General features: G+C 71.4%; 18 protein-coding genes and 1 pseudogene. 10 read left to right on the top strand and 9 right to left on the bottom strand.

Going from position 1 to position 20,703, the window contains the following annotated elements:
• The first annotated feature begins 352 nt into the window (after positions 1–352).
• Positions 353–1,246: a TIGR01777 family oxidoreductase gene (locus SSNG_RS10185; RefSeq protein WP_007263738.1), complete on the top strand. Its 894-nt coding sequence runs from the start codon at positions 353–355 to the stop codon at positions 1,244–1,246.
• Between the two features lie 163 nt (positions 1,247–1,409).
• Positions 1,410–2,684, top strand: coding sequence for an FAD-dependent oxidoreductase (locus SSNG_RS10180; protein WP_042800831.1), 1,275 nt, complete (start codon positions 1,410–1,412; stop codon positions 2,682–2,684).
• 92 nt (positions 2,685–2,776) lie between these two features.
• Here the strand turns inward: SSNG_RS10180 and SSNG_RS10175 are convergent, their stop codons facing one another.
• Positions 2,777–4,216, bottom strand: a complete 1,440-nt coding sequence (locus SSNG_RS10175) for a hypothetical protein (RefSeq protein ID WP_007263736.1) — start codon at positions 4,214–4,216, stop codon at positions 2,777–2,779.
• A 173-nt stretch (positions 4,217–4,389) separates the two neighbouring features.
• On the opposite strand from SSNG_RS10175, the gene SSNG_RS10170 reads away from it, so the two are divergent.
• The 5 genes from SSNG_RS10170 to SSNG_RS10150 all read left to right on the top strand — a co-directional run bounded on the left by SSNG_RS10170 (position 4,390) and on the right by SSNG_RS10150 (position 7,762).
• Positions 4,390–4,650: a hypothetical protein gene (locus tag SSNG_RS10170; protein ID WP_007263735.1), complete on the top strand. Its 261-nt coding sequence runs from the start codon at positions 4,390–4,392 to the stop codon at positions 4,648–4,650.
• A gap of 78 nt (positions 4,651–4,728) precedes the next feature.
• Positions 4,729–5,541, top strand: coding sequence for a lipoyl(octanoyl) transferase LipB (gene lipB / locus SSNG_RS10165; RefSeq protein ID WP_007263734.1), 813 nt, complete (start codon positions 4,729–4,731; stop codon positions 5,539–5,541).
• A gap of 112 nt (positions 5,542–5,653) precedes the next feature.
• The gene (gene lipA / locus SSNG_RS10160) at positions 5,654–6,601 is read left to right on the top strand and encodes a lipoyl synthase (RefSeq protein ID WP_007263733.1); all 948 of its coding nucleotides are present in this window, start codon (positions 5,654–5,656) and stop codon (positions 6,599–6,601) included.
• A 254-nt stretch (positions 6,602–6,855) separates the two neighbouring features.
• Positions 6,856–7,053, top strand: coding sequence for a hypothetical protein (locus SSNG_RS10155; protein ID WP_007263732.1), 198 nt, complete (start codon positions 6,856–6,858; stop codon positions 7,051–7,053).
• 10 nt (positions 7,054–7,063) lie between these two features.
• The gene (locus tag SSNG_RS10150; RefSeq protein ID WP_007263731.1) at positions 7,064–7,762 is read left to right on the top strand and encodes a DUF4191 domain-containing protein; all 699 of its coding nucleotides are present in this window, start codon (positions 7,064–7,066) and stop codon (positions 7,760–7,762) included.
• Positions 7,763–7,907: 145 nt separating this feature from the next.
• Here the strand turns inward: SSNG_RS10150 and SSNG_RS39330 are convergent.
• Positions 7,908–8,819, bottom strand: a pseudogene (locus SSNG_RS39330) (IS5 family transposase).
• A 22-nt stretch (positions 8,820–8,841) separates the two neighbouring features.
• Positions 8,842–9,309: an RDD family protein gene (locus tag SSNG_RS10135; protein WP_007263730.1), complete on the bottom strand. Its 468-nt coding sequence runs from the start codon at positions 9,307–9,309 to the stop codon at positions 8,842–8,844.
• A 184-nt stretch (positions 9,310–9,493) separates the two neighbouring features.
• On the opposite strand from SSNG_RS10135, the gene glnA reads away from it, so the two are divergent.
• Positions 9,494–10,903 carry a type I glutamate--ammonia ligase gene (gene glnA, locus SSNG_RS10130; protein WP_007263729.1) on the top strand — a complete coding sequence of 470 codons (1,410 nt, stop codon included), beginning with the start codon at positions 9,494–9,496 and terminating at the stop codon, positions 10,901–10,903.
• A 147-nt stretch (positions 10,904–11,050) separates the two neighbouring features.
• A complete protein-coding gene (locus tag SSNG_RS10125; protein ID WP_007263728.1) occupies positions 11,051–11,329 on the top strand; it encodes a hypothetical protein in 279 nt (92 codons plus the stop codon).
• Between the two features lie 39 nt (positions 11,330–11,368).
• On the opposite strand, the gene SSNG_RS10120 is transcribed toward SSNG_RS10125, so the two are convergent.
• The gene (locus tag SSNG_RS10120; protein ID WP_007263727.1) at positions 11,369–12,022 is read right to left on the bottom strand and encodes a TetR/AcrR family transcriptional regulator; all 654 of its coding nucleotides are present in this window, start codon (positions 12,020–12,022) and stop codon (positions 11,369–11,371) included.
• A gap of 85 nt (positions 12,023–12,107) precedes the next feature.
• Here SSNG_RS10120 and SSNG_RS10115 point away from each other — a divergent pair, with 85 nt between their 5' ends.
• Entirely contained in the window at positions 12,108–12,884 is a 777-nt protein-coding gene (locus SSNG_RS10115) for an SDR family NAD(P)-dependent oxidoreductase (RefSeq protein WP_042800830.1), read from the top strand.
• A gap of 16 nt (positions 12,885–12,900) precedes the next feature.
• Here the strand turns inward: SSNG_RS10115 and SSNG_RS10110 are convergent, their stop codons facing one another.
• The 5 genes from SSNG_RS10110 to lpdA form a co-directional block, all read right to left on the bottom strand.
• Positions 12,901–13,419 carry a DUF4240 domain-containing protein gene (locus SSNG_RS10110; protein ID WP_042803223.1) on the bottom strand — a complete coding sequence of 173 codons (519 nt, stop codon included), beginning with the start codon at positions 13,417–13,419 and terminating at the stop codon, positions 12,901–12,903.
• A gap of 117 nt (positions 13,420–13,536) precedes the next feature.
• Positions 13,537–16,218 carry a pyruvate dehydrogenase (acetyl-transferring), homodimeric type gene (gene aceE / locus SSNG_RS10105; RefSeq protein WP_042800829.1) on the bottom strand — a complete coding sequence of 894 codons (2,682 nt, stop codon included), beginning with the start codon at positions 16,216–16,218 and terminating at the stop codon, positions 13,537–13,539.
• 280 nt (positions 16,219–16,498) lie between these two features.
• Complete coding sequence (locus SSNG_RS10100) at positions 16,499–17,125, bottom strand: GntR family transcriptional regulator (RefSeq protein WP_042803220.1); 627 nt, start codon at positions 17,123–17,125, stop codon at positions 16,499–16,501.
• Positions 17,126–17,326: 201 nt separating this feature from the next.
• Positions 17,327–19,093, bottom strand: coding sequence for a 2-oxoglutarate dehydrogenase, E2 component, dihydrolipoamide succinyltransferase (gene sucB / locus SSNG_RS10095; protein ID WP_007263722.1), 1,767 nt, complete (start codon positions 19,091–19,093; stop codon positions 17,327–17,329).
• A 53-nt stretch (positions 19,094–19,146) separates the two neighbouring features.
• A complete protein-coding gene (lpdA, locus tag SSNG_RS10090; protein WP_042800828.1) occupies positions 19,147–20,535 on the bottom strand; it encodes a dihydrolipoyl dehydrogenase in 1,389 nt (462 codons plus the stop codon).
• Between the last annotated feature and the right edge of the window lie 168 nt (positions 20,536–20,703).

Genomic DNA, 20,703 nt, shown 5'->3' with positions numbered 1-20,703 from the left:
GTCGGCCGGGGCCGGAGGGTGCCGGCGCGGCTGGGTTTAGCGTAGCGAAATTCCAGCCCGCGCGGCATTTGAGCGCGCCGGGCGCGGAGCGTCCGGTTCTTTCAGCCCCGCCGGCGTTTGAGGCGCGGGTCCGGGCAGCGCCCGGGGAACGGTGGAAGGGCGGGTAGGGGACCTCGCCCCGCGCAGCGGCCCACCCACCCGCACACGACCCACCCACCCCGGACGGCACCGGCCCCGCCCCGGCCCCGACGGACGGAGTCCGGCGCAGCGGCGCGAGCGGCGCGTCGGGAAGGCGTGGCGCCCCGGCGCCGAACCGCGCGAGCGGTGGGTCGAAAGCGGCCACACTGGGGCCATGCGCATCGCCATCACCGGAGCCTCCGGACTCATCGGCAAGGCCCTCGTCCGCTCCCTCCACGCCGACGGCCACGACACCGTCCGCTTCGTGCGGCGCGACCCCGTCCGGGAGGGGGAGGCGCGGTGGGATCCGCGGAGCGGGTACGTCGACCCCGACGGGCTGCGGGGGTGTGACGCCGTGGTGCACCTGGCCGGGGCCGGGATCGGGGACCACCGGTGGACGGAGGCGTACAAGCGGGAGATCCGCGACAGCCGGGTGCTGGGGACGGGCGCCCTCGCCCGGGCCGTGGCGGCGCTGGACGAGCCGCCGGGGGTGTTCGTGTGCGGGTCGGCGGTCGGGTACTACGGAGACACGGGGGAGCGTGCCGTCGACGAGTCCGACCCCGCCGGGAGCGGGTTCCTGCCCTCCGTCTGCGTCGAGTGGGAGGCCGCCGCCGCCCCCGCGCGGGAGGCCGGGATCCGGACCGTGTCCGCCCGCACCGGACTGGTGGTCGCCGCCGGGGGCGGGGCCTGGGGGCGGATGTTCCCCGTCTTCAGGGCCGGCCTCGGCGGGCGGCTCGGCAGCGGCCGCCAGTACTGGTCGTTCATCTCCCTGCACGACGAGGTCGCCGCCCTGCGGTTCCTGACGGAGACGCCCGGCCTCGACGGCCCGTTCAACCTCACCGCCCCGCAGCCCCTGACCAACCGCGAGGTCACCGCCGCCATGGGCCGCGTCCTGCACCGCCCGGTCCCCTTCGCGGTGCCCGCTCCCGCCCTGCACCTCGTCCTCGGGGAACTCTCGCAGGACGTGCTGGGCAGTCAGCGGGCCCGGCCCGCAAGGCTGTTGGAGTCCGGGTTCACGTTCACGTACCCCGGCATCGAGGAGTCGATCAGGGCGGCCATCAACAAGTAAAGGCGGGAGCAGGGGCGCGATCGTGTGCGACCGTTCGTGACCCGTGTGCGACCGTCGTGCGACCGGAGTTGTGCGCAATCCCCAGCCGGACTCGGGTTCTCCCGCACCCCGTTGGGGGAAGGAGGATCCCCACACAAGCCGCGCCGACCTCGGGGAGGGGCACGTGCTCAGCAGTTCACACCATGCCGCACATCACGCGGACGTCGTCATCGTAGGAGCCGGAGTCTCAGGACTCGCGGCCGCGCACCACCTGATCGCGGCAGGGGTCACCGTCAGCGTCCTGGAGACCGCCGACGACCCCGGCGGCCGCATGGCCACCGAATCGGCCGACGGGTTCCGGCTCGACCGGGTCGGCCAGCTCCTCAACACCGCCTACACCGAACCGGCCCGCACCCCGGGCCTCACGGGCCTGGTCCTGCGCCCCTTCGCCCCCGGCGTCCTGGTGCACGGCGCCGACGGCAGGCAGCAGCGGGCCGGGGCCCTGACCCCCGCCCGCGCGCTCGCCAGCGGCTCCCTCGACCAGGCCCGCTTCAGCGCCGCACTCGGCCGGCTCGCCGCGCTGCCCCCGGACCGCGTCCTCGCCCGGCCCGAACGCACCGCCCTCGCCGCCCTCGGCTCCCGCGGCCTGCCCCCGCGCACCGTGACCGGCGTCCTGCGCCCCCTGCTGTCCACCCTGCTCCGCGACCCGGAGCTCACCACCTCCAGCCGCGTCGCCGACCTCGCGCTGCGCACCTTCGCCAGAGGCCGCCTCGCCGTGCCCGAAGGCGGCGCCGCCACCCTGCCCGGCCTGCTCGCCGCCGCCCTGCCGCCCGGCACGATCCGCACCGGCATCCGCGTGCGGTCGGTGGCGACCAACCTCGTCACCACCGAGGAGCACGGCGACTTCGGCTGCCGCGCCGTCCTGCTCGCCACCGGGGCCCGCGCCGCCGCCGAACTCCTCCCGGGGCTCCGCGTCCCGGCCTTCCACGAGGTCACCGTCATCCACCACGCCACCCCCGAACCCCTGCCCTGGGACGGCTCCCTGCTCCTGGACGCCGACCCGAAGTGGCCGCTCGCCCACACCACCGTGATGAGCGCCATCGACCCCACCCGGGCCCCCGCCGGCCGCAGCCTGGTCACCACCACCGTGCACGGCCCGCCGCCACCCGCCCGGACCGTCGCCTCCCGGCTGGCCCGGCTCTACGAGACCCCGACGCGGGACTGGGAGCTGCTGGCCGTCCACCACACCCCGGAGGCCGTCCCGGCGATGCCCCCGCCCCACGACAGGCAGCGGCCCGTACGCGTCCTGGCCGGGCTCTACGTCTGCGGCGACCACCGCGACTCCAACACCGTCCAGGGCGCCCTGCACTCCGCCCGCCGCGCGGCGACCGCCCTGCTGCGCGACTTCGGCATCCCGCTGCCCGCCCGGCCCGAGCCCGCCCTCCCGGCGGCCGCCTGACACCACCGACGACGCCGGCGGGGCAATTTCAGCCCCGCCGGCGTTTGAGGCGCGGGGTCCGGGGCAGAGCCCCCGGCAGCCGGCCCGCCGGGTCACGACAACGCGGCCACCCGGTCCCGATAGCTCCGCACCGCCGCCGCGTCCCGGTACGGCTCCAGCCGCCGCTCGAAGTCCCGTACGTACTCCACCGCGCGCACCGACCGCATCTCCATCGCCTGCTGCGCCGCCTCCGCCCCCAGCGCGCACGCCTGGTCCAGCTCGCCCAGCCCCAGCCGCGCCGTGGCCAGCACCACCCGGCAGAACAGCCGCGAGCGCGCGAACCCGGGCGCCCGCAGCTGGAGCGAGCGCTCCGCGTGCTGCGCCGAGGCCCGGTACTGCTGGAGGTCCCGGTGGCAGTGCCCGAACTCGTCCGCGAGCTGCCCTTCGTCGAACAGCCGCGCCCAGTGCGGTACGTCGTCCCCCGGCCGGGCCGCGCCCAGCGCCCGCTCCGCCCGCACCAGCGAGGCCGTCGCCGCCCGCACCTCGCCCAGCACCGCGTGCCCCCGCGCCTCCGAGGCGTGCAGCAGCGACTGCACCACCGGCGGCGGGCCCGAGCCCACGCCCTGCTGGGCGACCCGGGCCAGCTGCACCGCCTCCCGGCCGTGCCCCAGGTAGACCGCCTGACGGCTCATGGTGATCAGCACGTACGACCCGTACGGCCGGTCCCCGGCGGCCTGCGCCAGCCGCAGCGCCTGGACGAAGTACCGCTGGGCCAGCCCGTGCGCGGCGATGTCGTACGAGGTCCAGCCCGCGAGCCGGGTCAGGTCGGCGGCCGCGGCGAACAGCCGGCGCCCGGTGGTCTCCCCGTAGGTGCCGCGCAGCATCGGCTCGGCCTCGTGCTCCAGGTACCGCACCAGGGCCTGCCGGGCGTGGCCGCCGCCGTAGGTGTGGTCCAGGGTCCGGAACAGCTCGCTGACCGAGCGCAGCGCCGCGATGTCCCCGCTGGTCACCCGCTGTCCGGGCCCCCGGTCGACCTGCCGCTGCCGGGGCACCGAGGTGCGGCCCTGGGTGGGGACCCGGTGCGCGGCCGGGTCGGCGCCGCGGCCCACGCGTTCGTCGGCGCGTCCGATGAGCCAGTCCCGGCTGGGCACCACCAGGCCGGCCGGGGTGAAGGCGATCTTGCGGAGCTCGGCGTGCGAGCCGGAGTCCTTGCGCCACAGCCCGCTCGCGATGTCCACGGCCTCCTCCGGGGTGGCCGCGAACTCCAGCCCGGCGTAGACGGGAGCGCACGCGTCCAGGCCCAGATCCTGTGCCGACAGCCGCCGCCCGAGGCGCCGCGTGAAGACCTCCGCGATCAGCGCCGGGGTGGTGCCGCGGGGCTGCTGGCCGCGCAGCCAGCGGGTCACGGAGGTTTTGTCGTACCGCAGGTCCAGACCGTGTTCCAGACCGAGCTGGTCGACACGGCGGGCGAGCCCGGCGTTGGAGAACCCGGCTTCCGCGATCAGTGCCGCGAGCTGCCGGTTGGGGACACGCTGGGCAGGTCGTTCGGTCATCGGCTCCACGGTTTCCGTACGTGACGGACCGGGGTCCCGGCCCTGTGAACGGCGTGAATGTAGCGGCCAACTCCCCTCACACCGCCCTCTCTGCCCCACATTCATCCGATCGTGTGCAGAATGGGTAGGGCTCTTTACGGACCGACCCACTCGGTCCGCGTACTCTGCGCCACATGACCCGCCGTCCCCACGGGGCGTACCTCCCCGACCCGTCCGCGGAATCCACCGCCCCGCTGCCCGCCCCCGAGATCACCGAGGCGGAGTGCCGCCGCTGCGGCACCCTCATCGCGGGACTGGACGGGCGCTACGCGTGCGGGGTGTGCGGGTGGGTCAACGACCACTCCGAGGGCCACCGCAGGCTGCCCCGGGCCGACGAGGACCCGGACCGGCCGGCCGCGGGCCGCAAGCGCCCCCGCCGGCTGCCGGGGGCCTGAAGGGCCGCGCACGGGTCGCCGTACTCTTGACCGAAGTGCGATAGGTGCACACAGCAGGTTCAACGAGGAGGCGCTGCGGTGACTGAGCTTCGGTTTGTCCATCTGGGCTTCGGGCCGGAATCCGTCGAGTACACCGAGGCCTGGGAAGAGCAGCGCCGGGTGCACGCCGCCCGCTTCGCGGACGAGATCGACGACACCTGCCTGATGGTGGAGCACGAGCCGGTCTACACCGCCGGCCGCCGCACCGACCCCAGCGAGCGCCCCCTGGACGGCACCCCGGTCATCGACGTGGACCGCGGCGGCAAGATCACCTGGCACGGCCCGGGCCAGCTGGTCGGCTACCCGATCATGAAGCTGCCCCGCCCCGTCGACGTGGTCGCCCACGTGCGCCGGCTGGAGGAGGCCCTCATCCGCACCGCCGCCGAGTTCGGCCTGGAGACCACCCGCGTCGAGGGCCGCTCCGGGGTCTGGGTCCTCGGCGACCCCGTGGAGCAGCGCCCGCAGACCGGCGGCCTCTCCCTCGACTTCGGCGTCCCCGCGGCGGACCCGCGCACCGGCGACGACGAGTTCGACGCCCGCCTGCACGGCCCCGAGTACGCCCCGTCCAACGCCGGCCAGCGCCGCGAGGACCGCAAGCTCGCCGCCATCGGCATCCGCGTCGCCAAGGGCGTCACGATGCACGGCTTCTCCCTGAACGTGAACCCGGACAGCACCTGGTTCGACCGGATCATCCCCTGCGGGATCCGGGACGCCGGTGTGACCTCGCTCTCGTACGAACTGGGCCGCGAGGTCACCATCGCCGAGGTGCTGCCCGTCGTCGAACGGCACCTGAAGGACGTGCTGGAGCACGCGGAGCTGCGGCCCCGCGAGACCGAGGCCGCGGGGGCCTGACCGGCCCGGGGGAATGCGTCCGACCAGCCCCCGGTTGGCGGACGTAAGAGCGTACGAATTTACGGGCGTACCCTGGTGGGCGCCGAAGAATCGAAGTCACAGGGAGCCGGTCGTGTCCGCAGTCGCACCCGACGGACGCAAGATGCTGCGCCTGGAGGTCCGTAACAGCCAGACCCCCATCGAGCGCAAGCCCGAGTGGATCAAGACCCGGGCGAAGATGGGCCCCGAGTACACCAAGATGCAGGCCCTGGTGAAGGGCGAAGGACTGCACACGGTGTGCCAGGAAGCCGGCTGTCCGAACATCTACGAATGCTGGGAGGACCGCGAGGCCACCTTCCTCATCGGTGGCGACCAGTGCACCCGGCGCTGTGACTTCTGCCAGATCGACACGGGCAAGCCCGAGGCCCTGGACCGGGACGAGCCGCGCCGCGTCGGCGAGTCCGTGGTCACCATGGACCTGAACTACGCCACCATCACCGGCGTCGCCCGCGATGACCTGGCGGACGGCGGCGCCTGGCTGTACGCGGAGACCGTGCGCCAGATCCACCAGCAGACGGCCGGCCGCGAGGGCGGCCACACCAAGGTCGAGCTTCTGGCCCCCGACTTCAACGCGGTCCCGGAGCTGCTGGAGGAGGTCTTCGCCTCCCGCCCCGAGGTCTTCGCGCACAACGTGGAGACCGTGCCGCGCATCTTCAAGCGCATCCGCCCGGGCTTCCGCTACGAGCGCTCCCTCGACGTGATCCGGCAGGCCCGCGCCTACGGCCTCGTCACCAAGTCCAACCTGATCCTGGGCATGGGCGAGGAGCGCGAGGAGGTCTCGGAGGCCCTGAAGGAGCTGCACGAGGCCGGCTGCGAGCTCATCACCATCACCCAGTACCTGCGGCCCTCGCCGCGGCACCACCCCGTGGAGCGCTGGGTGAAGCCGGCCGAGTTCGTGGAGCTGGCGAAGGAGGCCGAGGAGATCGGCTTCTCCGGTGTGATGTCCGGCCCGCTGGTCCGGTCGTCGTACCGCGCCGGCCGCCTGTACAACCAGGCGATGGAGAAGCGCGCCGCCGTCTGATCCGGCGGCCGCAACGACCGGACATGACCGTGCGTGAGTGTGAACTCACGCACAATGCCTACCAATCGGTAACACCGCATCGACGCGGCCCCTAGGCTCTTTTCGTGTGAGGAGCCCGGCGGGTCGCGTCTGTGTTTGCAACGTGTCCATCACATTTGACCGACCGGTCACGCCCTGGTAACACCAGTCAGTGACGCTGGATCCACGCACCGCACACGCCCACGATGCGAGCAGCGAGAGTAGGGGTCGACATCATGCAGGCCGCGCCAGTCCGCGCCATCGCCATTCCGTCCGTCAGTGAGGCCTTCCGCGGCCTGGAATCGCTGCTCATGAGCGGTGCCCGCCGCAACGCCTGGGCCGCCGTCCTGGAGGACCGCCGCCGGGCGAAGGACCGCGTGGAAACCGAGCACGTACTCGAGGCCGCGGCGACCCGGACCCCGCAGGACACGTAAACTTCGCCTTATGGCGAGGAAGTCAAACGCAGAGACTGCTGCGAACCCCGGGCGACTGAAGCAGATCGCCCTGACGTACAAGATGACGCGCAAGGCCGACCCGAAGGTCGGTCTGATCGTCGCGGGCGTGGGAATCGTCACCTTCGGTGTCTTCCTTGCGATCGGCTTCCTGATCGGCCACCCGGTCTACCTGGGCATCCTGGGCCTCCTGGTGGCGTTCCTGGCGATGGCGATCATCTTCGGGCGGCGGGCCGAGCGGGCTGCCTTCGGGCAGATGGAGGGGCAGCCGGGCGCTGCCGCGGCCGTACTGGACAACGTGGGACGGGGCTGGACCACCACCCCGGCCGTCGCGATGAACCGGAACCAGGACATCGTCCACCGGGCCGTCGGCAAGGCGGGCGTCGTCCTGATCGCGGAGGGCAACCCGAACCGGGTCAAGGCCCTGCTCGCGGCCGAGAAGAAGAAGATGGCCCGGATCATGCCCGACGTCCCGGTCCACGACTTCATCGTGGGCACCGGCGAGGGCGAGGTGCCCCTCAAGAAGGTCCGCACGACGCTGCTGAAGCTGCCGCGCGTCCTGTCCGGCGAGCAGATCACCATGACCAACGACAAGCTCCGCGCCATGGGCGACCTCATGAGCAACATGCCGGTCCCGAAGGGCCCGATGCCCAAGGGCATGCGCATGCCGCGCGGCGGAAAGATGCGCTGACGCACTCCTCGTACACGCACAGGGGCGCCCCCGGAGCCGGATGGCTCGGGGGCGCCCCTGTGCGTATACGACCGGTCCTTTCCGGCCACCGCCGCCGCACGCGTACACCTCTACGCGCGGGCGGTGGTGCGCGGGTGGTGTACCGCTAGGCCCTGTCTGACAAATGATCACCTGGCTGGTTCACGGAGCCAGAGGATCAGCGAGGCCAGGACGACTCCGGCGCGGTAGCGGTCGGCGAGCTTGTCGAACCTGGTCGCTATCGCGCGGAACTGCTTGAGGCGTGCGAAGCATCGTTCGACCACGTTGCGGTCGCGGTAGACCTCCTTGTCGAAGGCGGGCGGACGGCCGCCGAGGCGCCCTCTGCGCCGGCGGTTGGCGACCTGGTCGCGGCGCTCGGGGATCGTGACGACGATGCCCCGACGCCGCAGCAGGTGCCGGATCGCCCGGCTGGAGTAGGCCTTGTCGCCCAGGACGCGGGTCGGTGTCGTGCGCGGGCGGCCGGTTTCGGCTCGCGGAACGCGGATCCCGTCGAGGACCTGGGCGAATGCGGTGGCGTCGTTGACGTTGCCGGGCGTGAGCACGATGGACAGGGGCAGGCCGCGGCCGTCGACGGCGAGGTGGACCTTGGTGGTCAGACCGCCTCGGGACCGGCCGAGGGCCTGGCGCGTCTGCGAGCGGCCCGGATCTTCCAGTTCGTCCCCGTCTGCGGCCCCCTTTTGCGGGCGCCGGCGGCGTGCTGGTGGGCGCGGTTGATCGTGGAGTCAACGGCAACCGTCCATTCCACGCGGCCAACCGCGTCATCGCGGACCTGGACGTGCTCCAGAAGCTTCGCCCAGGTCCCGTCCGCCTCCCAGCGGGCGAACCGCTCGTAGACGGTCTGCCACGGCCCGTACCGCTCGGGCAGGTCACGCCACGGCGCCCCGGTCCGCAACCGCCACAGCACACCATTGACCACCTGCCGGTGATCACGCCACGGCCGACCGCGCCCGTCCACCTGCGGCAACAAGGGCTCTATCCGATCCCATGCCGCGTCCGTCAACTCACCTCGACCTGCCACAAGATCAATTATCAGACAGGCCTTAGATCCGGACCTGGACGGCGCCCGCGAGGCGGTCGTGCAGCCCGCGCCCGTCGCGGTCCCAGATCAGCGCCGGGATGACGAGGGCCAGCAGCAGGGTCCGCAGCACCACGCGGGGGATGCTCAGGCGGCCGCCGCCCTGCCCGATCACCCGGAGGCCGAGCATCCGCTTGCCAGGGGTGAATCCCACGGTGCCCACGGTCAGCAGGGTCAGGGAGAGGAAGAGCGCCAGCGTCCAGTTCCCCGCGGCGGACAGATCGCCGTGGGTGATGAGCCCGTACGCGATCAGCTGGCAGCCGATCCAGTCGATGAGGACGGCGCCGAGCCGGCGTCCGAAGCGGGCCGCGGAGCCGGGTCCCGACCGGGGCAGGCCGAGCCGCTGGCCCGGATAGCCGAAGTCGACGCCCATCTCCTCGGCGGCCGCGCGCGGGCCGGAGAGCCAGGAACCGATTGCTTGCCTGTTGTCCACTCCACCACGGTACCGGTGGTCCTCCACGGGGCCTGGACCGGACCCTGGTTAACTTGTGCGAAACAAATGGGTCATGCTTGGGAAATCCCGTCTGCTTATGGTCGGTCAGCGTGCGGCACCGCACTGACGCACCACGAGCTATAAAGCCCGTCCCTGCCCCGGGACCGGGAGTAGGAGGAGTTGGATGTTCAAGAACGCCGACGAAGTGAAGCAGTACATCGAGGAGAACGACGTCAAGTTCGTCGACGTCCGCTTCTGCGACCTGCCTGGTGTGATGCAGCACTTCACCATCCCGGCGCGAGCGTTCGACCCGGCGGAGGAGCTCGCCTTCGACGGTTCCTCGATCCGCGGCTTCCAGGCGATCCACGAGTCCGACATGGCGCTGCGTGCCGACATCACCACCGCGCGTCTGGACCCGTTCCGCAAGGACAAGACGCTCAACATCAACTTCTTCATCCACGACCCGATCACGGGTGAGGCCTACAGCCGCGACCCGCGCAACATCGCCAAGAAGGCCGAGGCCTACCTCGCCTCCACCGGCATCGCCGACACCGCGTTCTTCGGCCCCGAGGCCGAGTTCTACGTGTTCGACAGCGTGCGCTTCGCGACCTCCGCGAACGAGGGCTTCTACCACATCGACTCCGAGGCCGGCGCCTGGAACACCGGCTCCGAGGAGAACAACCGCGGCTACAAGGTCCGCTACAAGGGCGGTTACTTCCCGGTCGCCCCGGTCGACCACTTCGCCGACCTGCGCGCCGAGATCTCCCTCGAGCTGGACGCCCAGGGCCTCCAGGTCGAGCGCCAGCACCACGAGGTCGGCACCGGTGGCCAGGCCGAGATCAACTACAAGTTCAACACGCTGCTCGCCGCGGCCGACGACCTGATGCTCTTCAAGTACATCGTGAAGAACGTCGCCTGGCGCAACGGCAAGACCGCGACCTTCATGCCGAAGCCGATCTTCGGCGACAACGGCTCGGGCATGCACGTCCACCAGTCCCTGTGGGCCGGCGGCGAGCCGCTCTTCTACGACGAGGCCGGCTACGCGGGCCTGTCGGACACCGCCCGCTACTACATCGGCGGCATCCTCAAGCACGCCCCGTCGCTGCTGGCCTTCACCAACCCGACGGTGAACTCGTACCACCGCCTGGTGCCGGGCTTCGAGGCGCCGGTCAACATGGTGTACTCGCAGCGCAACCGCTCCGCCGCCATGCGCATCCCGATCACGGGCTCGAACCCGAAGGCCAAGCGCGTCGAGTTCCGCGCGCCGGACCCGTCCTCGAACCCGTACCTCGCCTTCTCGGCGCTGCTCCTCGCGGGCCTCGACGGCATCAAGAACAAGATCGAGCCGATGGAGCCGATCGACAAGGACCTCTACGAGCTCTCCCCCGACGAGCACGCGAGCGTCCCGCAGGTCCCGACCAGCCTGGAGGACGTCCTCAAGGCCCTGGAGGAGGACCACGAGTACCTCCTGGCCGGCGGTGTCTTCACCCCCGACCTGATCGAGACCTGGATCGACTACAAGCGCACGCACGAGATCGCCCCGATCGCGCAGCGCCCGCACCCGCACGAGTTCGAGCTCTACTTCGACCTGTAAGAACCCCAGGTCAGCGTAGGCAGGGAAGGCCCCCGCCACTCTCTTCCGGAGAGCGGCGGGGGCCTTCTGCTTTTGACAGGCCGCCCGACCGGAGTAACGGTGGATAGGACCTAAAAGCCCGATAAGTGCTACTTGTATCGGAGGTGCATGAAGATGCGCCGTAGGATCGTCGGAGCCGTTGTCGCCGGGGCCGCCGGACTCACCCTGGGTCTGCTGCCGGCCGCGAACGCCTCCGCCCACGACGGTGGCTGGGACTCGCGCTCTGACTACCGCCACTCGAACCACTGGGACGACGACGACTGCGGTGGGAACGGTCGCTGGAGCGACCACGACCACGGCTGGAACGACAGCGACTGGGGCCGCTGGGACAACGCCGACTGGCACGACCACGGCGGCTGGAACGACGACTGGGGCGGCTGGCGCTGATCCCCCCGCACCCCCTCTTCCGGTGCCCCTGCCCCGCGCTCAGCGGAGCAGGGGCATCGCGCCGGTCAGCTCGCGCAGGGCCCGGACCGCCAGGTCCGAGGGGGAGCCGGGGCCCGAGACCGGGGCGTCGCCGGCGGACCAGAGCTCCAGCGAGACGCGGATCGCGTCCGTGGCGGCCGCCGCGAGCAGGCGTACCGACATCGGGTCCGCCTCCGGGCCGGCCAGCCGGGCCACCACCGGGACCAGGCGCTCCTCGGAGTCCTGGTTCACCCGGTACCAGACCGCCCGCAGCGCCTCGTCGGAGGCGGCCGCGCGCAGCAGGCCGCGGGTGACCTCCAGCCCCTCCTCCACGGCCTGGGAGTCGCTCAGCGAGCGCCTCACCGCCCGCTCCAGCGCCTCCGCCAGGGGGGTTCCCGGGCGCTCCTCGGCGAGCAGCGCCCGCCAGGCGTCGCCGCCGCCCGCCAGCAGCGGGGCCACGGCCTCCTGCTTGTTGCGGAAGTAGCGGTAGAACGTGCGCAGCGCGACCCCCGCCCGGTGGGCGATGTCCTCGGCGGTGGTGCCGTCGGGGCCGTGCGCGGCGAAGAGCTCGCACGCGGCGCGGGCGATGTCGAGCTGGGTGGCGGCCTTGCGGCGCTCGGTCAGCGACTGGGCTCCGGGGCCGCTCTGGGGGGAGTACGGGCGGGGAGATCTCACGGGTGAAGACTACGCCAGGACTAGCTGAAGAATGCATTTCATGCCAGTCTGGCAAAACGTGTCACTACCTCGGTACGCTCGCCCCATGAACCGTTACGAAGGACGTCGCGTCCTCATCACCGGCGCCGGATCGGGCATCGGCCAGGCCACCGTCCACCGCATTCTCTCCGAGGGCGGCCGCGTCCACGCCGTCGACGTCAACGAGGCCGGACTCAAGGCCACCGCCGACCAGGCGGCCGCCGAGGGCCACGCCGGCCGGCTGACCACCGCCGTCCTGGACATATCCGACGAGGCCGCCGTCAGGACCGGCGTCACCGCCGCCGTCGACGCCCTCGGCGGCAGCGGCGTCGATGTACTGGTCAACGCGGCGGGCATCCTGCGCTCCGCGCACACCCACCAGACCACGCTCGACCTGTGGAACCAGGTGATCTCGGTCAACCTGACCGGCACCTTCCTGATGATCCGCGAGTCGCTCCCCGCCCTGCTGGCCGGCGAGCAGCCCGTCGTCGTCAACTTCAGCTCCACCTCGGCGAGCTTCGCCCACCCCTACATGTCCGCCTACGCGGCCAGCAAGGGCGGCATCCAGTCCATGACCCACGCACTGGCCGCCGAGTACAGCAAGCAGGGCCTGCGCTTCGTCTCCGTCGCCCCCGGCTCCATCGAGAGCGGCATGACCACCGGCACCGGCCCCGGCCTGCCCGAGGACACCGACTGGAGCCTGTTCGCCAAGCTCGCCCCCGCCCTCGGCCAGGGCTTCGCCGGCCCGCAGACCGTGGCCGGCGTCGTCGCGATGCTCGGCTCCGAGGACGGCGCCTTCATCACCGGCACCGAGATCCGCATCGACGGCGGCACCCACTACTAGTACGCCGCTTACGCCGCTAGGGACGGAAACGGTCCCAGAGCCGGGGGAAGCGCTCCGCCAGCACGGCTTCGTTCTCGAAGTCCAGCGGGGTGCCCTCCGGCTCCTCCGCCTGCAACGGGATGCCCAGGTCCGGGGCCACCACCCCGGTCAGCTGCTCGTACGCCTCGTCGGCCGCGTACCCCAGCTCCTCGCCGTCCCCGTCGATCTCCTCGTCGAAGTCGCCCAGCAGCTCCGCCAGCCGGTCCGGATCGTGCACCGCACCCTCGAAGACCTCCCGGCCCTGCCCGATCAGCCAGCACCGGAAGTAGTCGAACGCGTCGTCGCTCGCCCCGCCGAGCAGCACCCACGCCGCGCCCCACAGGTCCCAGGTGTACGCCCGGTTGTACCGGGACTCGAAGTGCCGCGCGAAGTCCAGCACGGAGTCGGGATCGAGCTGCGCCAGCCGTTCCACGAGCAGCTCGGCATGCTCCTCGGGGTCGCCCTCGGCGGCCTCGCGGGTACGGTCGACGATCTCCCAGAACTCCGTCTCGTCCATCACGGGATCCAGCATCACGGCTCCACCCCCGCGTCGCCACCGCTCGTACGGCCAAAGGCCGGTGTCCGACCCCTTTGGGGGTGGACACCGGCCTTTCGCACGTCAGCGGGACACGGCTCAGAGGCCGTAGCGCTCCCGGGCCTCCTTGACGGCGGACGCCGGCACCTCGCCGCGGCGGGCGAGCTGGGCCAGCGAGGCCACCACGATCGACTGGGCGTCGACACCGAAGTGGCGGCGGGCGCCCTCACGGGTGTCGGACAGACCGAAGCCGTCCGTACCCAGCGAGGTGTAGTCCTGCGGGACCCACTGGCTGATCTGGTCCGGGACCTGGCGCATCCAGTCGGAGACCGCCAGGACCGGGCCCGGGGCGCCCTCCAGCACGCGGGTCACGTACGGGGTGCGCTCCTCGCCGCGCAGCAGCGCCTCGTCGCACTCCAGCGCGTCGCGGCGCAGCTCGCCCCACGAGGTGGCGGACCACACGTCGGCGGCCACGTTCCAGTCGGCGGCCAGCAGCCGCTGCGCCTCCAGGACCCAGTGGATCGCCGTGCCCGAGGCCATCAGCTGGATCTTCGGGGCGTCGGCGGCCGGTGCGGCCTCCAGGTCGGCGGCCGTGTTGAAGCGGTACAGGCCCTTGACGATGCCTTCCTCGACGCCCTCGGGCATCGCGGGCTGCACCTTCGGCTCGTTGTAGACCGTCAGGTAGTAGAAGACGTCCTCGGGCTGCTCGCCGTACATCCGGCGCAGGCCGTCCTTGACGATCACCGCGATCTCGTACGCGAAGGCCGGGTCGTAGTTGAGCGACGCCGGGTTCGTGGACGCGATCAGGTGCGAGTGGCCGTCGGCGTGCTGGAGGCCCTCACCGGTCAGCGTGGTGCGGCCGGCGGTGGCGCCGACGATGAAGCCCTTGCCGAGCTGGTCGGCGAGCTGCCACATTTGGTCGGCGGTGCGCTGCCAGCCGAACATCGAGTAGAAGATGTAGAACGGGATCATCGGCTCGCCGTGCGTCGCGTACGACGTGCAGGCGGCGATGAAGTCGGCCATGGCGCCGGCCTCGGTGATCCCCTCGTTGAGGATCTGGCCGTCCTTGGCCTCCTTGTAGTACATCAGCTGGTCGCGGTCGACCGGCTCGTACGTCTGGCCCAGCGGCGAGTAGATGCCGGCCGACGGGAAGAGGGACTCCATACCGAAGGTACGGGCCTCGTCGGGGACGATCGGCACCCAGCGCTTGCCGGTCTCCTTGTCCCGCATCAGGTCCTTGACGAGGCGGACGAAGGCCATGGTGGTGGCCATCTCCTGCTTGCCGGAACCCTTGATGAGCGGGGCGAAGGAGCGGTCCGCCGGAGCCGGCAGGGCCACCTGGTGGACCTTGCGGGCCGGCGCGGGGCCGCCGAGGGCCGCGCGGCGCTCGTTCAGGTACCGCACCTCGGGGCTGTCCGCGCCCGGGTGGCCGTACGGGACCTTGCCGTCGGCGAAGGCGCTGTCCGGGATCGGGAGGCCGAGGAGGTCGCGCATGTCCTTGAACTCGTCGATCGTCAGCTTCTTCATCTGGTGGTTCGCGTTCTTCGACTCGAACCCGGCGCCCAGCGTGTAGCCCTTGACGGTCTGCGCGAGGATGACCGTCGGAGCGCCCTTGTGCTCCAGGGCGGCCTTGTACGCGGCGTACACCTTGCGGGGCTCGTGGCCGCCGCGGGAGGTGTGGAAGCACTCGGCGATCTTCGCGTCGGAGAGCAGCGCGCCCAGGGCGGCGAGCTCGGCGTTGGCGCCGAAGAAGTGCTGGCGGATGTAGGCCACGTCGCGGGTCGCGTACGTCTGGAACTGCGCGTCCGGTACCTCGCGCAGGCGGCGTACCAGGGCGCCCGTGGTGTCGAGCTGGAACAGCTCGTCCCAGGCGGTGCCCCACAGGGTCTTGATGACGTTCCAGCCGGCGCCGCGGAACTGGGCCTCCAGCTCCTGGACGACGCGGAAGTTCGCGCGGACCGGGCCGTCGAGGCGCTGCAGGTTGCAGTTGATGACGAACGTCAGGTTGTCGAGCTGCTCGCGGGAGGCCAGGGCCAGGGCGGCGGTCGACTCGGGCTCGTCCATCTCGCCGTCGCCGAGGAAGGCCCAGACGTGCGAGTTGGAGGTGTCCTTGATCCTGCGGTTCTCCAGGTAGCGGTTGAAGCGCGCCTGGTAGATCGCGGAGAGCGGGCCGAGGCCCATGGAGACCGTGGGGAACTCCCACAGCCACGGCAGGCGCCGCGGGTGCGGGTAGGACGGCAGGCCGTTGCCGCCGGACTCCTGGCGGAAGTTGTCGAGCTGCTGCTCGGAGATGCGCCCGTCGAGGAAGGCGCGGGCGTAGATGCCGGGGGAGGCGTGGCCCTGGATGTAGAGCTGGTCGCCGGATCCGTCGGCCTCCTTCCCGCGGAAGAAGTGCTGGAAGCCGGTCTCGTACAGCCACGCGGCGGAGGCGAAGGTGGCGATGTGGCCGCCGACGCCGTACTTGGAGCCGCGGGTCACCATGGCGGCCGCGTTCCAGCGGTTCCAGGCGGTGATCTTGGCTTCCATCTCCTCGTCACCGGGGAAGGCCGGCTCGGCGGAGGTGGGGATGGTGTTGACGTAGTCCGTCTCCAGCAGCTTCGGCAGGGCGAGGCCGGCGGCCTCGGCGTGCTGGAGGGTGCGGCGGAGCAGGTATTCGGCGCGGCGCGTACCGGCGGCCTTGGCGACGGCGTCGAGGGAGGCCGCCCATTCGGCGGTCTCCTCGGTGTCGCGGTCCGGGAGCTGGTCGAGCTCGCTCGGAAGCTTTCCTACGGGGTCGGACATCGGTGTGCGCCGCCTTCCGGACAAAGGAGAGGAGGTGGTGAAGAAAACCCTGACGGGCAGGACAGGGTCGATGGACCCGGTTGGGGCCCGCAGTGACTGTAAATCCCTGATCGATGATCGATCAAATAAAAGTGACGAATAATCGACGCTGGGACGAAAGTCGGCACCCGGTGCCATGAAGGCAGGCACCCGGTGCCGGGTTTCATCAGTACATGCCAACGGGGCTGGAATCCGCTGGAGGATCGCTAAAACCCGCAGGTCAGAAGGGTTCGGAAAGCGGTCAGGCGCTGCGCGGGGCGCAGCCCAGGACGTGGCGCTTCACCAGAACCCCGATATCGGGGTCCTGACTGCGGAACGCCGCGACGAGGGCCTCGTGCTCCTCCGCGTAGGACTTCTGGACGGTTCCCAGCCACCGGATGGACAGGGCCGTGAAGACCTCGATGCCCAGGCTCTCCCAGGTGTGCAGCAGCACGCTGTTCCCGGCCGCCCGCACCATCTCCCGGTGGAAGCCCACCGTGTGCCGCACCTGCGCCGTGCCGTCCTGGACCCGGTCGGCCTCCCACAGGGCCTCCACGTGCGGCTCCAGGGCCGAGCAGTCGGCCGCCAGCTTCGGGGCGGCCAGCTCGGCAGCGATCTGCTCCAGACCGGCCCGGACCGGGTAGATCTCCTCCAGGTCGGCCGCCGAGAGGTTCCGTACGCGGACGCCCTTGTTCGGAGCCGACTCGATCAGCCGCAGCGTCTCCAGCTCGCGCAGCGCCTCGCGCACGGGCGTCTGGCTGACCTCCAGCTCCACGGCGATCCGCCGCTCGACGATCCGCTCGCCGGGCTTCCAGCGGCCGCTGACGATCCCCTCCACGATGTGCTCGCGGATCTGCTCGCGCAGCGAGTGCACGACGGGTGGGGTGATCATCGGGGTTCAACTCCTGTGTGTGCGGACACGCGGGGCCTGATGCCTAGACAATAAGGCCGCCACGGCCTGCTCCGATGCGCTCGTGGTCAGGGACGCAGGGTGAGGCTCGTTACAACGGGCCCCGCAACGACGGCGCCCCCGCCCGGACGAATCCGGACGGGGGCGCCGCGAGCGACAGCCGGGGCTGTGCGCAGGGCCTTACAGGCCGAGCTCGACCTCGAACTCGCCGGCCTCCAGGATCGCCTTGACGGCGGTGAGGTACCGGGCCGCGTCCGCGCCGTCCACCAGGCGGTGGTCGTAGGACAGGGTCAGGTACGTCATGTCGCGGACGCCGATGACGGTGCCCTCCTCGGTCTCGATGACCACGGGACGCTTGACCGTGGCACCGATGCCCAGGATCGCGACCTGGTTCGGCGGAACGATCACCGTGTCGAACAGAGCACCGCGCGAGCCGGTGTTGCTGATGGTGAAGGTCGCGCCGGACAGCTCGTCCGGGGTGATCTTGTTGCCGCGGACCTTGGCGGCCAGGTCGGCGGTCGCCTTGGAGATGCCCGCCAGGTTGAGGTCACCGGCACCCTTGATGACCGGGGTCATCAGGCCCTTCTCGGAGTCCACGGCGATGCCGATGTTCTCCGAGTCGAAGTAGGTGATGGTGCCCTCGTCGTCGTTGATCCGGGCGTTGACGACCGCGTGGGCCTTCAGCGCCTGGGCAGCGGCCTTGACGAAGAACGGCATCGGGGACAGCTTGACGCCCTCGCGGGCGAGGAAGCCGGCCTTGGCCTTCTCGCGCAGCTTCATGATCTTGGTGATGTCCACCTCGACCACGGAGCTGAGCTGCGCCTGCGAGTGCAGGGCCTTCATCATGTTGTCGCCGATGACCTTGCGCATGCGGGTCATCTTGACCGTCTGACCGCGCAGCTCGGACACCGCGGCCGGAGCCTTGGCGGCGGCCGGGGCGGCAGCGGCGGCGGCCGGAGCCGGGGCAGCGGCGGCCTTGGCGGCCTCGGCGGCGGCCAGGACGTCCTGCTTGCGGATGCGGCCACCGACACCGGTGCCCGTGACCGTCGACAGGTTGACGCCGGACTCCGATGCGAGCTTGCGCACCAGCGGGGTCACGTACGCGCCCTCGTCGCCGGAGACGGCGGCGGGAGCGGCCGGCGCCGGAGCGACCGGGGCCGGAGCGGCGACCGGAGCCGGAGCGGCCACGGGGGCCGGGGCGGCCGGGGCGACCGGAGCCGGAGCGGCGGCGGCCGGGGCGGCCACGACCGGAGCCGGGGCGGCGACCGGAGCGGCCGGGGCGGCCGGAGCCGGAGCGGCGGCGGCCGGAGCCGGAGCGGCGGCCGGAGCCGCGCCCGCGACACCGATGACGGCGAGACGGGCGCCGACCTCGGCGGTCTCGTCCTCGGCGACCAGGATCTCCAGCAGGGTGCCGGAGACCGGCGCGGGGATCTCGGTGTCGACCTTGTCCGTGGAGACCTCAAGCAGCGGCTCGTCGGCCTCGACGGACTCGCCGACCTCCTTCAGCCAGCGGGTGACGGTGCCCTCGGTGACCGACTCGCCCAGCGCGGGCAGCACGACGTCGGTGCCGGAGGCGGCGCCCGCCGGAGCGGCGGCCGGGGTCTCGGCCGGTGCGGGGGCGGCCGGGGCCTCGGCGACGGGGGCCGGAGCGGCCGGGGCCGCGGGGGCCTCGGCGGCGGCCGGGGCGGCAGCGGCGGCCGGGGCGCCGGAGCCGTCGTCGATGACGGCCAGCTCGGCGCCGACCTCGACGGTCTCGTCCTCGGCGACCTTGATGGAGGCCAGGATGCCGGAGACGGGGGAGGGGATCTCGGTGTCGACCTTGTCGGTCGAGACCTCGAGCAGCGGCTCGTCGGCCTCGACGCGCTCGCCCTCGGCCTTGAGCCAACGGGTGACAGTGCCCTCGGTGACGCTCTCGCCGAGCGCCGGAAGGGTTACGGAAACCGACATGGTTTCAGTTGCTCCTAACGAAAGTGCGGAAGTGGTCGTCGCGCCCGTGACGATTAGTCGTGTGCGTGAAGCGGCTTGCCGGCCAGGGCCAGGTGGGCCTCGCCGAGGGCCTCGTTCTGGGTCGGGTGCGCGTGGATGAGCTGCGCGACCTCGGCCGGCAGGGCCTCCCAGTTGTAGATCAGCTGGGCTTCGCCGACCTGCTCGCCCATCCGGTCACCGACCATGTGGACGCCGACCACGGCACCGTCCTTGACCTGGACGAGCTTGATCTCGCCCGCGGTCTTCAGGATCTTGCTCTTGCCGTTGCCCGCCAGGTTGTACTTCAGGGCGACGACCTTGTCCGCGCCGTAGATCTCCTTGGCCTTGGCCTCGGTGATGCCGACCGAGGCGACCTCGGGGTGGCAGTACGTGACGCGCGGGACACCGTCGTAGTCGATCGGCACGGCCTTCAGGCCGGCCAGGCGCTCCGCGACGAGGATGCCCTCGGCGAAGCCGACGTGCGCGAGCTGCAGGGTGGGGACGAGGTCGCCCACGGCCGAGATGGTCGGCACGTTGGTCTGCATGTACTCGTCGACCAGGACGTAGCCGCGGTCCATCGCGACGCCCTGCTCCTCGTAGCCCAGGCCCTGGGAGACCGGACCGCGGCCGATGGCGACCAGCAGCACCTCGGCCTCGAAGGTCTTGCCGTCGGCCAGCGTCACGCGGACACCGGTCTCGGTGTACTCGGCCTTGTCGAAGAAGGTGCCGAGGTTGAACTTGATGCCGCGCTTGCGGAAGGCGCGCTCCAGGATCTTGGAGCTGTTCTCGTCCTCGACCGGGACGAGGTGCTTGAGGCCCTCGATGACGGTGACGTCGGTGCCGAAGGACTTCCACGCCGAGGCGAACTCGACGCCGATGACGCCGCCGCCCAGGATGATCGCGGACTGGGGCACGCGGTCCAGGACCAGCGCGTGGTCCGAGGAGATGATCCGGTTGCCGTCGATGTTCAGGCCCGGCAGCGACTTCGGCACGGAGCCGGTCGCCAGCAGGACGTGGCGGCCCTGGATGCGCTGGCCGTTCACGTCGACGGAGGTCGGGGAGGACAGGCGGCCCTCACCCTCGATGTAGGTCACCTTGCGGGAGGCGACCAGGCCCTGCAGGCCCTTGTACAGGCCCGAGATGACCTCGTCCTTGTACTTGTGCACACCGGCGATGTCAACGCCCTCGAAAGAGGCCTTGATACCGAACTGTCCGGCCTCGCGTGCCTGGTCGGCGATCTCACCGGCGTGCAGCAGAGCCTTCGTGGGGATGCAGCCGTTGTGCAGGCAGGTGCCGCCGAGCTTGTTCTTCTCGATCAGCGCAACGTCGAGACCCAGCTGGGATGCGCGGAGAGCCGCGGCGTAACCGCCACTGCCACCGCCGAGGATCACTAGGTCGAAAACGGTGCTGGCGTCGTTCGCCACGTCACGTCCTCCATGCATGTGCGCCGGGCACCGGTCCTCTGTGACCGGGCGGCGGCTGGTAATCGGCCGCTTGTTTCTTCGGCCCTGTGGTGGGGGCCCTGTCCTGCCGAGAACCCATCTTCGCATTTGTCGGGGGAACGCGGGACGCCGGGCCCCGGCTGTGGACCG

This window comes from Streptomyces sp. C (genome assembly GCF_000158895.1).
GTDB lineage: Bacteria > Actinomycetota > Actinomycetes > Streptomycetales > Streptomycetaceae > Streptomyces > Streptomyces racemochromogenes.
The sequence above is the reverse complement of the archived record's forward strand: the minus strand, read 5'-3'. Positions and strand labels throughout refer to the sequence as shown.

Excerpts from the sequence above, each read along its gene's own strand:
- SSNG_RS10185 (WP_007263738.1), top strand. The coding sequence starts at position 353 with ATGCGCATCGCCATCACCGGAGCCTCCGGACTCATCGGCAAGGCCCTC.
- SSNG_RS10175 (WP_007263736.1), bottom strand. The coding sequence starts at position 4,216 with ATGACCGAACGACCTGCCCAGCGTGTCCCCAACCGGCAGCTCGCGGCA.
- SSNG_RS10170 (WP_007263735.1), top strand. The coding sequence starts at position 4,390 with ATGACCCGCCGTCCCCACGGGGCGTACCTCCCCGACCCGTCCGCGGAA.
- SSNG_RS10155 (WP_007263732.1), top strand. The coding sequence starts at position 6,856 with ATGCAGGCCGCGCCAGTCCGCGCCATCGCCATTCCGTCCGTCAGTGAG.
- SSNG_RS10150 (WP_007263731.1), top strand. The coding sequence starts at position 7,064 with ATGGCGAGGAAGTCAAACGCAGAGACTGCTGCGAACCCCGGGCGACTG.
- glnA (WP_007263729.1), top strand. The coding sequence starts at position 9,494 with ATGTTCAAGAACGCCGACGAAGTGAAGCAGTACATCGAGGAGAACGAC.
- SSNG_RS10125 (WP_007263728.1), top strand. The coding sequence starts at position 11,051 with ATGAAGATGCGCCGTAGGATCGTCGGAGCCGTTGTCGCCGGGGCCGCC.
- SSNG_RS10115 (WP_042800830.1), top strand. The coding sequence starts at position 12,108 with ATGAACCGTTACGAAGGACGTCGCGTCCTCATCACCGGCGCCGGATCG.
- SSNG_RS10110 (WP_042803223.1), bottom strand. The coding sequence starts at position 13,419 with ATGGACGAGACGGAGTTCTGGGAGATCGTCGACCGTACCCGCGAGGCC.
- aceE (WP_042800829.1), bottom strand. The coding sequence starts at position 16,218 with ATGTCCGACCCCGTAGGAAAGCTTCCGAGCGAGCTCGACCAGCTCCCG.
- sucB (WP_007263722.1), bottom strand. The coding sequence starts at position 19,093 with ATGTCGGTTTCCGTAACCCTTCCGGCGCTCGGCGAGAGCGTCACCGAG.